9 protein-coding genes are annotated in these 16,084 nt (G+C 62.1%); 6 read left to right on the top strand and 3 right to left on the bottom strand.

The genetic code is table 11. The features are described 5' to 3' along the window. The first annotated feature begins 37 nt into the window (after positions 1-37). From OOT55_RS04345 to trmA, 3 genes are all read left to right on the top strand, one after another. Positions 38-1,576 carry a two-component system sensor histidine kinase NtrB gene (locus OOT55_RS04345; protein WP_265367921.1) on the top strand — a complete coding sequence of 513 codons (1,539 nt, stop codon included), beginning with the start codon at positions 38-40 and terminating at the stop codon, positions 1,574-1,576. Continuing rightward, the gene (locus OOT55_RS04340) at positions 1,573-2,355 is read left to right on the top strand and encodes a hypothetical protein (protein ID WP_265367920.1); all 783 of its coding nucleotides are present in this window, start codon (positions 1,573-1,575) and stop codon (positions 2,353-2,355) included. The genes OOT55_RS04345 and OOT55_RS04340 overlap by 4 nt, the downstream gene beginning before the upstream one ends. A 74-nt stretch (positions 2,356-2,429) precedes the next feature. Further along, on the top strand, positions 2,430-3,518 hold the full coding sequence (gene trmA / locus OOT55_RS04335; protein WP_265367919.1) for a tRNA (uridine(54)-C5)-methyltransferase TrmA: 1,089 nt from the start codon (positions 2,430-2,432) through the stop codon (positions 3,516-3,518). On the opposite strand, the gene OOT55_RS04330 is transcribed toward trmA, so the two are convergent. Further along, positions 3,515-3,979, bottom strand: coding sequence for a DUF2489 domain-containing protein (locus OOT55_RS04330; RefSeq protein WP_265367918.1), 465 nt, complete (start codon positions 3,977-3,979; stop codon positions 3,515-3,517). The genes trmA and OOT55_RS04330 overlap by 4 nt on opposite strands. Positions 3,980-4,033: 54 nt before the next feature. Continuing rightward, positions 4,034-5,623 carry a DNA recombination protein RmuC gene (gene rmuC, locus OOT55_RS04325; protein ID WP_265367917.1) on the bottom strand — a complete coding sequence of 530 codons (1,590 nt, stop codon included), beginning with the start codon at positions 5,621-5,623 and terminating at the stop codon, positions 4,034-4,036. A gap of 206 nt (positions 5,624-5,829) precedes the next feature. On the opposite strand from rmuC, the gene murI reads away from it, so the two are divergent. Further along, positions 5,830-6,660, top strand: coding sequence for a glutamate racemase (murI, locus tag OOT55_RS04320; protein WP_265367916.1), 831 nt, complete (start codon positions 5,830-5,832; stop codon positions 6,658-6,660). A gap of 6 nt (positions 6,661-6,666) precedes the next feature. Here murI and OOT55_RS04315 read toward each other — a convergent pair whose 3' ends face one another. Next, positions 6,667-9,264, bottom strand: coding sequence for an EAL domain-containing protein (locus OOT55_RS04315; RefSeq protein ID WP_265367915.1), 2,598 nt, complete (start codon positions 9,262-9,264; stop codon positions 6,667-6,669). A 204-nt stretch (positions 9,265-9,468) separates the two neighbouring features. Between OOT55_RS04315 and OOT55_RS04310 the strand changes: the two genes are divergently transcribed. After that, on the top strand, positions 9,469-12,192 hold the full coding sequence (locus tag OOT55_RS04310) for a PD-(D/E)XK nuclease family protein (RefSeq protein WP_265367914.1): 2,724 nt from the start codon (positions 9,469-9,471) through the stop codon (positions 12,190-12,192). Between the two features lie 108 nt (positions 12,193-12,300). Next, positions 12,301-15,828, top strand: coding sequence for a UvrD-helicase domain-containing protein (locus OOT55_RS04305; protein ID WP_265367913.1), 3,528 nt, complete (start codon positions 12,301-12,303; stop codon positions 15,826-15,828). Positions 15,829-16,084 lie beyond the last annotated feature (256 nt).

Below are 16,084 nucleotides of genomic sequence, written 5' to 3'. Positions count from 1 at the left end.
CCCTTTGTCACCGATAACAACACGAGCGATATCGCCTTTGAATGCGCGCCGGCTGAAACACGGTTTTCGACTCCTCTGGCTGGGACTGTGGCTGGTCTGGTCACCAGCGGTCTGGGCTCAGGAAGAGTCCGCGTGGCCTGCTGCCCTGCTCTGGGGAGTGATCGTGCTTCTTCTGGTGTTTCAGACGCTGTTGATTATCGGTCTGCAACGCAGCCGATTGAACAACAAGCGGGCGCGCAACGCGCTGCGCCAGAACAAGGTGGAGCTTGAGGCGCGTATCGCCGAACGCACCGAGAGCCTGAACCAGACCAATCAGCAGTTGCAGGACGAAGTCGCTCACCATCAGGCCACCGAGATTCTGCTGCGGGAAACCCAGGACTACCTCCACAGCATCATCAATGCAATGCCGTCCGTCCTGATTGGCGTGACGCCGGACGGGACGGTAACGCACTGGAACAGTGCCGCCGAACTGGCGACCGGCCTGAGCCCGGAGCAGGCGTTGGGGCGCCCCCTGGCGGAGGTCTACCCGGCCCTGCCCATTTCCATGGAGACGATCACCCGCACCATTGAAAGCGGCGTACCCTTCGTGAATGAAAACATTCAGGAGGGCCAGGGCAGCAATGCGCGCTATACCGATCTGAGTATTTATCCGTTGATTGCGGTGCAGGCGATCGGGGCGGTGATTCGGCTGGATGACATCACCATGCGTGTGCGCATCGAGAATATGATGATCCAGAACGAAAAAATGATGTCGCTTGGCGAACTGGCCGCCGGTATGGCGCACGAAATCAATAATCCCTTGAGCACGGTACTGCATGGGGTTCAGAACATTCAGCGGCGCACCTCGCTCAAACTCGAACAGAATCACAAGGTGGCCCGGGAGCTGGGACTGGACTTGGCCCAACTCCATCAATATCTGACCAAGCGGCGGGTGTTTCACTTTCTGGAAGACATTCGCGAGGCGGGCGAACGCTCAATGCACATTGTCAGCAATATGCTGGAGTTCTCTCGAGGCAACAATCGGGCGCACGAGCAGTTTGACCTCGGGCGCATCATTCAGCACACGCTGGAACTGAGTGACAACACCCTGAACCTGCAGAGCAGCCAGGGGCATCGACGCCCGGAAATCATCACCGAGCTGGCCCCGGACCTGCCTCCCGTGGTGGGCTCAGCCGCGGAGATCCAGCAGGTGATTCTGAACCTGCTGCGCAATGCCGTTCAGGCACTCCAGAGCGATGAGCGCGACGAAACCCCCGACACCGCGCCGGTCATTCACTTGCGCGCCTACCTGGAGCGAGGGGCCGCGGTTTTACAGATCGAGGATAACGGCCCGGGCATGTCCGAAGAGGTGCGCCGGCATATTTTCGAACCGTTTTTCACCACCAAGGAAGTGGGCCAGGGTACCGGCCTCGGCTTGTCGGTTTCGTATTTCATCATTACCGAGCACCACTCCGGAACCATCGAAGTGGACTCAATGCCCGGCGAGGGTACCTGTTTTACCATTCGGCTGCCCCTGGCCGACCGCACCGAACATCATCGCCCATCTCACTCGCTTTCTTCGGGGTCTTCCTTATGATTCGAACACTTCAAGCCTGGTCACCAGCGCCCACCACCGGCCGGTCCGTGATTCCCGCTCTGTTGACGGCACTTGCGCTGCTGCTTACCGCCTGTGCCGGACCCAAAGTGGTACCGCCCTCCGAGGAGGAGCGCAACGACATGGCCCGCGCGGTACTGTCGGAGGCCATTTACACAGAGAGCCTGCTCTCGCAGTGCGCCTCGGTAAGCCCGGAGCTGAAGCTGTACGCCCAGGACTTGCGCACCCTCTGGATGGATGCCCACGCCGAGGTACTCTCCGGCGCCGACAATCAGTTGAACCGGGCCCTGGCGGGAGAAACCCGTGACTACGCCGGCCACGCCCTGGCACTGTCCGCTGTGCGCTTCAAACACGAACATCAGGGCCGGGCGGAGCGAGAGCTGCGGCTGAACGAGCGCAGTGCCAACAATCAGCGAATTGTCTGCCAGCGCCGGCTGGATGAACTGGAACCGACCTTGACCGAGCGCCGTTACCTGACCCCCGACTCCGAACGCGACCTTCTGGTGCGGGACGCGCTGGTGGCGGATGCCGAACGCCCGGTCACAATGGGTGACGTGCCGACCCTGGCCCTCGAAATACCCCGCAATCTCGCCCCCGGCCGCAGTTATCGGGACATAGAGCGGCGGATGGCGAACACCTGCCCGAATGCCGAACTGGTGGTGATTGCCAACGAGTGGCCCCACGAGGCCTATGGCATCTACTGCGGTCAGCAGAGCCAGAGCTTTATTGTCTGCGACTGGGGTGAGTGCCGGGCACCCTGAAAAGCTGCCGTTGAGCTGTTACAATCCGCCCCTTTTCGGGGCGGACGCCCCGCTTTTCACACAGACCCGACACTATGGCCATTCATCAAGTATTCCCCGAGCAGTACGATGCCCAGTTGAACCAGAAACTGGCGCGACTGAAGGAGGATTTCGCCCGCTTCGACCTGCCCGAGATTGACGTTTTCAGCTCTCCTGAAACCCATTACCGGTTACGTGCCGAGTTCAAGATGTGGCAGGAGGATGGCCAGGTGAACTACGCCATGTATCAGCCCGGGGAATACAAGAAACCTTTTCTTATTGAGGATTTCCCCGTTGCCTCCGAGCAGATCAATCAGTTGATGCCCGAACTGCTGACGGCCATCAATGCCGACCCGGTACTGCGGCTCAAACTGTTCCAGGTGGAGTTTCTGACCACGCTGTCCGGCGAGGCTCTGATCACCCTGCTCTATCACAAGCGCCTGGATGACGCCTGGGAAGAGGCCGCGCGAGCGTTGAAAACACAGTTGGGCGTGGACCTGATTGGTCGAAGCCGGAAGCAGAAGGTCGTGCTGGACCGGGACTTTGTGATTGAGCGCTTGCAGGTGGGTGACACAACGTTCCAGTACCAGCAGGTGGAAACCGGGTTCACTCAACCGAACGGGCGCGTCTGTGAAAAAATGCTGACCTGGGCCGTGGATCACAGCCGTTCCCTCGGTGGGGACCTGCTGGAGCTCTACTGTGGGAATGGCAACTTCACGCTGCCGCTGGCGCAGAATTTTCGCAACGTTCTGGCAACCGAGCTGGCCAAAAGTTCGCTGGCCTCCGCCGAGTACAATCAGCGCCTGAACGGCGTGGAGAACGTGACGCTGGTGCGAATGTCCAGCGAGGATTTTGCCCAGGCGCTGGATAAGGTCCGGCCGTTTCGCCGGTTGCGCCACGTGGACCTGGACAGCTACGCGTTCAGCACCATTTTTGTCGATCCACCCCGGGCCGGGCTGGATCCGCACACCACCCGCATTACCCAACGGTTCGATAATATTCTGTATGTGTCCTGCAATCCGGATACGCTAAAGCATAATCTGGATACGATTACCCAGACCCATCGTATCGAACATTTTGCGGTGTTTGATCAGTTCCCGTATACCCATCACCTGGAGTGCGGCGTCGTACTTCGCAAGCGTTAGAAGCGGCGGCCGCGGATGCGTTTGGCGGCATCCACCACCGCTTTTTCGTGGAACTGTTCCTGCGTGGCGCGCTCCCGGTCAAAGCGGAACTGCTCTTTCTTGCTGAGCGCTTTCCAGGCATCCAGAAACGGGATGTGTTCGGTTGCGCCTTTCAGCTCGTAGAAGGCGGAAAACTCTTCCCGCACCTCATCGTCCACCCCGAGGCTGTCGAGCAGGACACTGATCCGGATACTGGCCTCGGTCAGTGTGATGTCGTCCGAGCCGATGGAATGGGCGATGACCTGTATGCTCTTGTTGATCCGCTCCCGCTGGGCATCACTCTCGGCCTGCAACGCCGACTCCTGGGCTTTGCGTGCCTGTTTCAGCTTGTGCACTCTGTACTGCAGAGTGCCGGCAACAACGGCCAGAGCGACGATGATGACGACTCCAACGATGCTCAGGATGATCCAGGTACTGCTCATGGTTTGATCCTTTCAGTCAACTTGATTCAGGGTTCGCGATGGGCCGACTGGTCCTCAGTCCGTGGATTTCTCGTCGTCCCGGTCTGCGGCATCCTCCAGCGCCTCATCCGCGTCCGGCGCTTCATCGACGTCCAGCAGGGCCACGGACTCATCCGCCTCTTCCAGCCTGTCCCGACCGATGGTCTTTTTGGTTTTGGCGCCCAGGCGACGAATATTATCCACCCGACGCAGCAGGTTGCCCTTGCCCGTCGCCAGGCGCTTGCGTGCCGTGTCGAACGCCTCCCGGGTTTTACCGATGTGGTTGTCCACGGTATCCAGTGCCTCCAACAACAAGACAAACTGATCGTGCAGTGCCCCGGCATCTTTGGCAATGCGTTCGGCGTTTTTGTTCTGCTTCTCGTATCGCCAGATATTTTCAACCGTGCGCAGAATGGCCAGCAAGGTGGTCGGGCTGGCCAGAATGATGTGCTTGTCGTAGGCGTCACTGTACAGCTTGGGGTCCTGCTGAAGCGCGAGCATGAAGGCCGCTTCAATGGGCACGAATATGAACACGAAATCCAGCGCCCGAACGCCATCGAGCTGCTCGTAGTCCTTTACGCTCAAACCGCGGATATGGTTGCGTAGCGACTGAATATGCTGCGCGAGGAACCTGTCGCGCTCGCCCTGATCGTCGCTGTTACAATACTTTTCGTAATCCACCAACGATACCTTGGCATCGATGATGATGTCCTTGTTTTCCGGTAAGCGCACGATGACATCCGGCGTGCGACGCCCGCCATCGGCACTCGCGTAGCTGACCTGGGTTTCATACTCCCGGCCTTTCTGCAACCCGGACTGTTCGAGCAGCCGCTCCAGAACCACTTCCCCCCAATTGCCCTGGGACTTGGTATTGCCTTTGAGGGCCTGGGTCAGGTTGACGGCATCTTCACCGATTTTCAATGCCTGACGGTGCAACTGCTCAATGTGACCGGCGAGTTTGTTCCGCTCGGCGTTTTCTTTTTCATACACGTCCTCCACTTTGCGACGGAAGTCCGTGAGCTGGGTCTTCAGGGGGTCGATGGCGGTCTCCAGCAGGGATTTGCTGCTGTGGGAGAATTGCTGCTGCTTGCTTTCAAAAATCCGGTTGGCGAGATTTTCAAATTCACCGGTCAGTTGCTTCCTGGCATCCTGCAAGAGGGCCAATTGGGATTCAAACTGCTCCCGCTCCTGCCCGAGCCGGGTTTCCAGTTCCGTCGCCCGACGGCGTGCTTCGGCGAGGGCCTGTTCGCGTTGACGCAGCTCCTGCCGGGTTTCGCCCAGGTATTCGAGCTTTTCCCGGGCGGCGGCGAGTTCCTGCTGTACATTGCTCAGCCGCGTCTGGAGGGATTCTCGCTGTTGCTGACTCTCACGCCACTGCTGACGCAGCTCCTCTTCGCGGCTGCGCAGGTCCGCCAGTTGTCGCTCCAGTCGGGCCCGCTCATGGCGATGATCGGCCTGCTCCAACGCCCAGTCACTCTGCGCTTGCTGAAGGGTCTGCTCCAACTCCCGTGTCCGCGCCGCCACGGCTTCCTTGAGTCGCCAGTGGTAAAACAGCACGGTCAGTACCAGGCCGATCAGCAGGCCTCCGGCGGCGGCCATCAATAACGTCACGTTGGTCAGAGGCAAAGGTCATTCCCGTTATTTGGCCGGTTCCCTTGTGCGGAACCGGGGAGCAAAATACAATCGTCGCGGCGATTCTACCAAGCCTGACCGGCGCTGCCCACGTCGCATTCGCCACCGCCGGCCCAACGGCCGGAACGAAATCCAACCGAGGAGCGCAAGAACGACTGTGAAGCCAGTGACCACGGACCTTTCAACCCCGGATGTTTGTTATGCCCGTTGATGCCCGCCCCCCTCGCCTGTTGGTGTTCGACTCCGGTGTCGGCGGCCTGAGCATCATGGCGGATATCCAGCGACTGCTCCCGGGCTGCTCGGTGAGTTACGCGTCCGACAATGCCGCCTTTCCCTACGGGACCAAAAGCGAAGCGATCCTGATTGCCCGCGTCGATCGGGTGCTGCACCAACTGATTCAGCACAGCCGCCCGGACGTGGTGGTGGTGGCCTGCAACAGTGCCAGCACCCTCGCCCTGCCGCACATCAGGGCCCACTTCCGCGAGCCGATCGTGGGCGTGGTTCCGGCGATCAAGCCAGCCGCCCAACGGTCGCACACCAAAGTCATCGGTCTGCTCGCCACACCGGGCACCGTCGCCCGCCCCTATACCCGGGACCTGATCCAGCAGTTCGCCCCGGATTGCACCGTCATTTCACTGGGCAGTTCTGAACTGGTTCGATTGGCCGAAGCACACCTGCGCGGGCAGACGCCTTCACCGGAGCAATTGCAGGATCTGCTGTCACCCATGATGGCCCATCCGCGCGCTTCGGAGATGGATACGCTGGTACTGGCCTGCACCCATTTCCCTCTGCTCAAGCGGGAATTACAGGCCGTTGTGGGGCCGGACGTGGCGTTGATTGATTCCGGGGAAGCCATTGCCCGGCGAGTGGCCTACTGGTTGGCCGAGCTGGGGCTGGAGGGATCCGCATGCACGAGCCCATCGCATCAGGCTCTGTTCACCGCCGATGGGCCGGAAGTCGAGCGGCTCGAACCGGCGCTTCGCGAATTCGGCATCACCGATGTTCAGGTGATTGCCGTCTCCAACGACTGACGGCCGTCACTCACTCTTCAAGGCCTCCAGCAAGCCCACCATGAGTTGCTCCACCGGCACCGGATAACTGAAATAATAGCCCTGACCGAAGTGACAACCACACTCGCGTAGAAAGGCCCACTGCGGCTCGGTTTCCACACCTTCCACCACCACCCGGCAATTGAGACTGTTGGCCATGGCGACGATCAATGTGGTAATCGCCCGATCCTCCTCGTTCGCCGGCAGTTGCTGAACAAAGCTGCGATCCACTTTGAGGCAGGTCACCGGCAGACGCTTGAGGTAACTCAGCGAGGAGTAGCCGGTCCCGAAGTCGTCAATCGCCAGGCCCACACCCAGGGTCCGCAGCGCGTGCAGATGCGCCAGCGCGATCCGGGTGTCTGCCATGAGGGTGCTTTCGGTGACCTCCAGCACCAGTTGTTCGGGCGCAACGCCGGTATCCTGCACCACTGCTTTGAAGTCGGCCACGAAGTCCCGGTCACTGAGCTGTCTTGCCGACACATTGATCGACACTTTGATGTGCTTGAATTGTGCCTTGTGGAGATTTTTCGCTTGCTGGCAGGCCGCTCGTATGACCCATTGACCAATGGGTACGATCAGTCCGCTTTCCTCGGCGGCGGGGATGAATTCATCCGGTGGCACCAGGCCCCGGCTCGGATGGTTCCAGCGCAGTAAGGCTTCGATCCCCACCACCGCTCCGGTCTGCATATCGAGCTGGGTCTGATAATACAGCTCGAACTCATGATTCTGCAGTGCCAGACGCAACTCGCGCTCCAGGCGTAAACGCTGCTCCACTTCCCGGTTCATATCCGGGGTATAGAAACGATACACATTGCGCCCGTGGTACTTGGCCTGGTACATCGCCAGATCGGCGTTGCGCATCAACAGTTCAAGGTTCTTGCTGTCGTCCGGCGCCAGTGTGATGCCGATACTGGTGCCCACCACCACCTCCTGGGCATTCAAGCGAACCGGGTGGCTCAGTGCATCAATGATTTTTTCCGCCACAATGGAGGCATACCGTGGCTCCGAAACGTTGCGCAACAAAATGGCAAATTCGTCTCCGCCGAGCCTGGCGACCGAGTCCTCGTCCCTAAGACAGGCCCTCAGCCGCTGGGACACCTGCACCAGTAACCGGTCTCCGGCCTCATGGCCCAGACTGTCGTTGATGTCTTTGAAGTGATCCAGGTCGAGATACAGCAGCGCGAGATTGTGGCCCTCGCGCCGAATCGAGAACAGTGCGGTGCGCAGCTGCTCCTTGAACAACAGCCGGTTTTCCAGGCCGGTAAGCTGGTCATAATAGGCCAGCCGTTCCATATCCTGAATGCTGTTATTGAGACCGCGAAACAACTCGTTGATTTTTTCCAGCATGCGGTTCATGCCCCGGGCCAACTGGCTGATTTCGTCATTGCCCGACTCCGGAAGCCGGATCGACCAGTTATCAACGCCGATGCGCTCCGTCGTGTCCGCCAGTTGCAGAATCCGGCGAGTCACCAACCATTTCAATCCGTAGTACATCCCCAGCGACAGAAACAACAACATGCCCGCGATGTTCTGGTAGATGGTCATCATGGTTTCGGCGTGCCGGGCTTCCAGCATGGACTCGGGGTAATGCAGCCCGATATACCAATCGAGCTCGGGTAGCGGCTGGTAGCTGATGCGCTGCATCTCGCCCCGCAGTTCGTGACTGAACACCCCGCCCGGTGCCCAGTCGCCTGATCGGGAGCGATCAATAAACGCCCTCATTCCCGGACTCAACTCAGCCCGCTGATTGAAGACCCGATATTCGTCGTGCCGCCAAACCGGCTGCTCGGCAGCCTGATCACCATGCAGAATCAACTCGCCATCGGCACTGAAGATAAACCCGTTGAGGGAGTCGAAGTCAGACTCCAATTGACTGAGTTGGCCGAACAGAAACGACATATCCAGATCCGCCCCGACCACCCCTTCAAAGCGGCCCTCCACGTAAAGTGGTACCAGTAATGACGTGGTCCATACCTGTGGGTAATAGTCAAAGTAGATGGGCGTCCAACGCGGCTTGCCCAACGGGTTCTCCGTTGGGGCGGCGAGGGTATAAAAAATTTCCTGAGTGACGTCGTGGTCGGGCCGATGCCCGGACACCAGAGACGCGGGCCAGATGCGACTGATCCGATCCCGGGTAATCAGATAGAAGGCGTTGAACTGGGTCTTCAACAGCGGTTCGATATTCAACCAGGTGCCATTGGTGTGGTACACCAGCCGGCGCATGTGGTCGGTGATCGGGGCGTTCCGGTGGATGAAAACGCCCGATTCGCCCAGGTATTCCCGCACCGCACCATCAGGGTCGCGCTGGAATCCGAAATCCGGAGGGACCGCGTCCCCGGCGGTACGCCTCAGAGAATCGGCCAAGGCATCCCTCGTCGCCGTCAACAGGTTCTGACGACGGGCGAACTCCTGGGCCAGGCGGTCCCGATAGCGCTCGCCCAACGCCCGAAGTCGCTCATCGTATCCCCGCTGCAGGCGACGCGATTCCTCCGCCCCCTGCCACAAGCCAATCAACACCCCACTGATCGCTGCGAACAAGACCACGATCGCCAACAGCTTGGTGTTGATCGATGTCATCAACGGCATTTGTATTCCCCAGAATGGCGGTCCCGGTCGATGGTGATCCCAAGTAGGCTCCGTGGGTACCGCCCTACCCTCGTTTTTCTCAAAGCTTTCTCAAGACTAGCACAGAATCTGGCGCATCAATCATTTAAGGGAAAGAGCACCATCCCTGAAGCCTCGGGCCGAGCATGCTATTCTTCGCGCAAACGACCCAGACTCCGGAGCACCATGGCGACCTCTCTCTTTGACCTGGCCCCCCTGATACCGGCCCTGAATGCCGGTGAGCCCATCATCACCGCCAACGACCGGCTGCGCCGCCACCTGCTCAAGGCCTGGAGCCAATACCAGCGGGAACAGGGCAAAGCGGCCTGGGAGGCCCCACGGGTATGGCCCCTCAACCGCTGGTTGGACGAGCAGTGGCAGACCCTGGTCACCCGGGGCTACGCCGGCTGCGACCGCGCTCTGGCCAGCCGCCACCAGCGTCAGTGGGTCTGGGAACAGGTGATTGGCCAGTCGGACGAGGCCCAGGCACTGCTCCAGGCCGACCCTCTGGCCCAGCAAGCAGACTCGGCGCTGCGCGCGCTCGCGCTATGGGAGGTCTCTCCGGACACACTCCGGGAAGACCTCTACCTCAACGGGAATGGCCGCAGCTTTCTGCGCTGGGCCGAGCTGTTTGAGCAGCGGCTGGCGAGTCGTCGCCTGATGACGCCGGAAGCCGGTCAGGCCATCGTGGCCCAGGCCTATGAGTCCGGCGCACTGGCGCCGGAACCCCGACTGTGGCTGTTGGGTTTTGACGATCTGCCACCGCTCCATCAACGCATTCTGCAGGCCGCGGCGCGCGAACGTATTGCCCTGTCGCCCAAAGGTACTACCGACAACCGCCTGCATCGCGTATCGACCCCGGATGCGGACACCGAATTGCGCGCGGCCGCCGTGTGGAGCCTCCGCCAGTTGCAGACCTCACCGGAGGCCGTCATCGGTATCATCGTCCCGGACCTGGGCCAACGACGGGATCAGGTGGAGCGGGTCTTTGCCGAGGTTTTTGAACCCACCGTTCCGCTGCCGGGAACGCCGCGCTATACCCTGCCGTTCAACTTCTCGGCCGGGGTGCCGCTGGGCACTACCCCGCTGATACACGCCGCCCTGAGCCTGCTCGGACTCTTGCGGGACCAATGGCCGCTGAACGAACTGTGTCAATTGCTCCAGAACCCGTTCTGGGGGAGCGAAGAAACCGTGCTGCGCGCGCAGTGGGTCACCCGGTTACGGGAACAGGGCAAGTTTGAGCTCACCGGAAGCGACCTGCGCTTCCATGGCCAGGCCATCACAGAGTGGCTTGACCAGATGGAGGACAGCACGGCGCTTTCGTCCGAACCGTCGGAGCTGACCCCGACGCTGAACCGGCGTCTGCAACTGCTTGATGAGCAACGGCGGCGCCTGCCCCGCTCCGGCAGCGCCCGCCAGTGGGCCGGGACATTCCGCCAGCAGCTGGATACCCTGGGCTGGCCCGGCCCGCGCCGGCTGGACAGCCAGGAGTTCCAGCAACTGGGACTTTGGCACGAGCTGCTGGAAACCTTTGCCGCCCTTGAGGCCACCGGCGCCGACCTGACATTGAGCCAGGCCCTTAGCCAATTGAACCAGTTGGCCCAGCAGACCCCGTTTCAGGCCCAGACCCCGGATTCACCCATTCAGATTCTCGGGGCACTGGAAGGCGCCGGCCTGCGTTTCAGCCACTGCTGGGTACTGGGCCTGCATCAGCGCCAATGGCCACCGGTACCCGCCCCCAACCCCCTGATACCGCTCGAACTACAGCGGGACCGGCAGATGCCCCACGCCAGTGCCGAGCGGGAACTGCACTTTGCCCGCAGCCTGACCGACCACTACCGGCAGTGTGCCGAGCAGGTGGTATTCAGCGCACCCCACAGCGACGATCAGGGCGACCTGTCACCCAGCCCCCTGATTCGCGCCCTGCCGGAAACGCCACTGGCCGAACTGGTGCCGGAACCCATCAGTGCCCGACAGGCCTTCGAGGCCGCCCTGGGGGAAGCCCGAGTACTCACACCGGTACACAGCGCCAGGGGGCCCGGTATCACCGCCGGCAGCAAAGCGCCCGGTGGCAGCTCGCTGTTTAAGCATCAAGCGGCCTGCCCGTTCAACGCCTTCGCCCAACTGCGTCTGGGGGCTCAGCTCCCGGATGCGCCGGTCCTGGGCCTGTCCCCCGCGGAGCGCGGTACGGTGTTGCACGGCGTGTTGGCCACCGTCTGGAAAACCCTGCGGGACTCCGCTCAGTTGCACGCCATTGAGGAAGACGCCCTGAAAGCACTGATCAGCCGCGCGTGCGAACAGACTCTGGCGCCAATCCGTCAGCGACGGCCGCGAGAGCTGGGGCCGGAGTACTGCGCACTGGAGCAGGAGCGGTTGAGCCTGATGATCGAGCGCTGGTTGGCGCTCGAAAAAGGCCGTCCGCCCTTTCGGGTGGTGGCCACCGAGCAACGTCGGCAGATTGAATTCAACGGCCTGAACCTGACGCTCTTTATCGACCGTATCGACGAGTTGGAAAACGGCGAGCGGTTGTTGATCGACTACAAGACCGGCGCCGATCTCAATGCCAATCAGTGGCAGGGCCCGCGCCCCGACGAGCCGCAACTGCCGCTGTATGCGGTCACCGAGGAAGATCCGGTGAGTGGAATCGCCTTCGCGCAGCTCAACCCCAAGGCCCTGCAGTGGATTGGCCTCGGTGCCCTGAGTACGCCCCCGCCCGGGGTAAAACCCAGTGAGGATTGGGACGCTCAACGGGCCGAGTGGCGTGAGGTATTGAGCGACCTGGCCCGGACCTTTATGGCCGGCGATGCCCGGGTGGATTTCAAGGACGCCAAGGCGCAGCGATACAGCGGGCAGTTGGTGCCGTTAAACCGGATATTGGAAGCCGACACCATCGCACGGTTTATCCCGTGATGGTGCGATCCGCGCCCCAAATTGATGGTGGATGACGGGGCTTTCGCCCCTCCGAGACGTCGGACCGATCCACCGAAAACCCGTGTATAAATTGACAACGATACCTTTATGGACGCAACAACACTGGACAACCTCCCCCACGGTGCCTTCAGCCCCGATGCGCCACCGGACTTCGACGCACGGCAGGCGGCGCTGGACCCGACCCGCTCCTTTGCGGTGGCCGCGCCCGCCGGCTCGGGCAAAACCGGCCTGCTGACCCAGCGCGTCCTGACCCTGCTGGCCCGCTGCGACGCTCCCGAAGAAGTCCTCGCGATCACTTTCACCCGCAAGGCCGCCGGGGAAATGCAGGACCGCATCATGGCGGCCCTGCGCGAGGCCGCCGAGCAGCCGGAGCCGGAAAACCCCCACGCCCGGCGCACCTGGCGTCTGGCTCAGGCGGTCTTGCAGCGCGACGAAGAGTGCCAGTGGCAATTGCTGATGAGCCCACAGCGACTGCGCATCCAGACCATCGACAGTCTGTGCCGGGCCATCACCCGGCAACTGCCCCTGGACAGCCAGCTCGGCGCGCAACCGGACACCCTGGATGCCCCGGAACTCGCCTACCGCCAGGCCGTGCATCAGTTCCTGGCCCGACTGGAAACCGACGACACCGTCCGCGAGGACCTGAAGCGCCTGCTGCGTCACCTGGACACCAATCTGCCGGCCATCGAAACGCTGCTGATGCGTCTGCTGGCCAAGCGGGACCAGTGGCTGGGCGTGATGCTCGAGGCCCAGCAGGCCCACGCCCGCCCCTACCTGGAGGCGGTGCTGCGGGATGTGATTGAAGAACAGCTGAGCCGGGTGACCGACGGCATCGGCTACCACGCCAGCGAGCTGTGCCACCTGGCCGATCAGGCCGCCACGAACGTCGAGCAGGACAACCCGGAAAGCCCGATTCTGCGACTGAAAGGTATCACCGCCCTGCCCGATCCGGGCCCGGCGGCGGTGGCCGACTGGCAGGCGCTCGCCGAGCTGATGCTCACCGCCAGGGGCGAGTGGCGCAAACGACTGACCAAAAAAGAGGGCTTTCCCGCGGGCAAACCCGGCGCCGCACTGAAAGAGCAGTACGGGGAGTGGGTCGCACAGATTCAGGAGGACACCCCGGACCTGGCCGAGCAACTGCACGCCGTGCGCCAATTGCCCCCGGCGGAGTACACGGAAAGTCAGTGGCAACTGCTCGACAGCCTGACCCGGCTGCTCCCCCTGCTCAGCGCCGAACTGACCCTGGTATTCAAACAGCTGGGCGCCACCGATTACAGCGCCATTGCCCAGGCGGCCAGTTTCGCTCTGGGGGATGAAGAAAACCCCTCGGATATCGCCCTCAAACTGGATTACCGCATCCAGCATATTCTGGTGGATGAATTTCAGGATACGGCGGCCCCGCAATTGCGGCTGCTGGAACAACTGACTGCGGGCTGGCAACCCGACGACGGCCGCACCCTGTTTATCGTGGGGGACGGTATGCAGTCCTGCTATGGGTTTCGCGACGCCAATGTCGGCCTGTTTCTGGACGCCCGCGAGCATGGCATCGGCGAGGTGCCCATGACCGCGCTGGATCTGACCGTGAACTTCCGCTCCCAGACCAACGTCGTGCGCTGGGTCAACGACATTTTCTCCCGGGCCTTTCCCGCCCGGGACGATATCGGTCGCGGGGCCGTGCGCTACTCACCGTCAATTGCCTTCAACGCGCCGTTGGAGGGCGAGGCGGTGCAGTTTTACGGCTGTCTGCATCAGAACGACTCGGAGGAGGCCGACAGCGAGACCAGCCATCCCGAGGCCAGCCCGGACAAGACGCTGGCACAGTTGCAGGAGGCCGAGTCGGTGGCGGAACTCGCCGAGCGGGCATTGGCCGCCGATGATGAGGATTCGGTGGCCATTCTGGTACGCAGCCGGCCACACCTGCAATGGATTCTGCCCGCCCTGGCCCGGCGCGGCCTGCACTGGCAGGCCACGGAAATTGACCGACTCGCCAGTCGTATGGCCATTGTCGACCTGATGTCGCTGACCCGGGCCCTCTTGAATCTGGATGATCGCATCGCCTGGCTCTCGATCCTGCGCGCCCCCTGGTGCGGTCTGGACCTGCACGACCTGCACGCACTGGTCACCACCGATCTCGGTGTGCAGAACCCCTGGCCCAGGTACGGTTGGCCGGTGATCTGGCGGCAATTACAGCTTCGGGATCAGGTCCCGGGCATCACCGATACCGGTCGGCAGTGTCTGGACCGATTGATGGCCGTCCTGGAACCCGCCTGGCGGGAGCGTCATCGCAAACCCCTGCGCCAGTGGATCGAAGGCATCTGGCTGGCCCTGGGCGGCCCCGCCCTGCTCGCCGAGCCCGGCGACGCCCAGGATATTCCCAGTTACTTCAACCTGTTGGAAAAACACCAGCACGGTGGCGGCCTGCGGGACTGGAACACCTTCGAGCGCGGCGTGGAAAGCCTGTTCGCCGCGCCCCGCGCCGATGCCAACCCGCGACTGCAGGTGATGACCCTGCACAAGTCCAAAGGGCTGGAGTTCGACACCGTCATCATTCCGGGCCTGGACCGGGCGAGCAGTAGCGACGACAAGGAGCTGCTGCTTTGGCAGCAGCGCATCAACCAGGCCGGCGAACGCCAACTGCTGCTGGGGCCGCTGGCACCCACCGGCACCGACACCGACCCGCTCTATCAGTTTATGCGCAACGAAGCCAAGCTGCGGGACGGTTTTGAGGCCACCCGGTTGCTGTACGTGGGATGCACCCGGGCGGTAAAGCGGCTGCACCTGGTGGCCTGCGTGGGGCTGGATGCGCGCAGCGGCAAGCCTCGCGCGCCCCGCCAGGGCTCTCTGTTACGCACCATCTGGGAGCCCGTTCAGCCGCAGATGTTGAGCGCCCCGACGGGCACCCAGGTGCCCGCGGTCACCTCCGGTGGTGATAGCGACTACGAAGGACTCCAGCACATCCTCCGCCTGGCCCCGGACTGGCGGGCACCGGCGCCCACCGAGGTGACCGTGTTACAGGCGTACCGGGGGCGGGAGTTTGGCGATGAGGAAAACATCCCCGAGGTGGAAGCCCCGGCCGCCCGCCTGGCCCGCCATACGGGCACGGTGTTGCACAACCAGTTGCAGCGTCTGACCGAGCAGCCACTGGACGCCTGGTCGGAGGCCTGGGCGGAGCAGCAGCGACCATTCTGGACCTTGCAGTTGCGCCAGTTCGGCTGGGAGCCGGAGACCATTGCGGAGGCTCTGGAGAAGATTCGCTGGGGTCTGCATCAGACGCTGACCGACCCGGATGGCCGCTGGCTGCTGGACCCGACTCATGAGGACAGTGCCTGTGAACGGGCGATTCATCATGTGGTGGGCACCGAGGTCCGGGAGTCGGTGATTGACCGGACGTTTGTGGATGGCGGTGTGCGCTGGATTGTGGATTACAAGAGCAGCCAACCGGAGACGGATCAGTCGCCGGAGGCGTTTGTGGCGCAGGAGGTGGCGACCTATACGCCGCAGTTAGCGCGCTATGCCAGGGTAATGCAGGACCTGGGCGAAACCCGCCCCATCAAAACCGCCCTGTATTTTCCGCTGCTGGCCTCGGAAAAGCGGTTGGTGGAGGTCAACCCGTAACACTTTGGAGGTGCATCACGTCCGGTGCGGGGAGGGGAAAGCCTTTCAAGACACGCCGTAAACCCATGATGTGCATGGATGCACGAATGCCGCGATGGCAGGAGCCATAGAGCGGCCCCTGGGGGCTCGACGCGCGGAGTCCCTCCGCTTACGGTCTTGAAAGGCTTTCCCCTCCCCGCCCCTCAGTGCCATCTCGATAGTTGTGTGATCGCTAGTTCCCGAAACGTTACGCTGGCACTGCGGAGGCTGGGTATAC

The organism is Marinimicrobium sp. C6131, assembly GCF_026153455.1.
Classification (GTDB): domain Bacteria; phylum Pseudomonadota; class Gammaproteobacteria; order Pseudomonadales; family Cellvibrionaceae; genus Marinimicrobium.
The sequence above is the reverse complement of the archived record's forward strand: the minus strand, read 5'-3'. Positions and strand labels throughout refer to the sequence as shown.

Coding starts and splice junctions, on each gene's coding strand:
- murI (WP_265367916.1), top strand. CDS start 5,830: ATGCCCGTTGATGCCCGCCCCCCTCGCCTGTTGGTGTTCGACTCCGGT.
- OOT55_RS04340 (WP_265367920.1), top strand. CDS start 1,573: ATGATTCGAACACTTCAAGCCTGGTCACCAGCGCCCACCACCGGCCGG.
- OOT55_RS04330 (WP_265367918.1), bottom strand. CDS start 3,979: ATGAGCAGTACCTGGATCATCCTGAGCATCGTTGGAGTCGTCATCATC.
- OOT55_RS04305 (WP_265367913.1), top strand. CDS start 12,301: ATGGACGCAACAACACTGGACAACCTCCCCCACGGTGCCTTCAGCCCC.
- OOT55_RS04310 (WP_265367914.1), top strand. CDS start 9,469: ATGGCGACCTCTCTCTTTGACCTGGCCCCCCTGATACCGGCCCTGAAT.
- trmA (WP_265367919.1), top strand. CDS start 2,430: ATGGCCATTCATCAAGTATTCCCCGAGCAGTACGATGCCCAGTTGAAC.
- OOT55_RS04315 (WP_265367915.1), bottom strand. CDS start 9,264: ATGCCGTTGATGACATCGATCAACACCAAGCTGTTGGCGATCGTGGTC.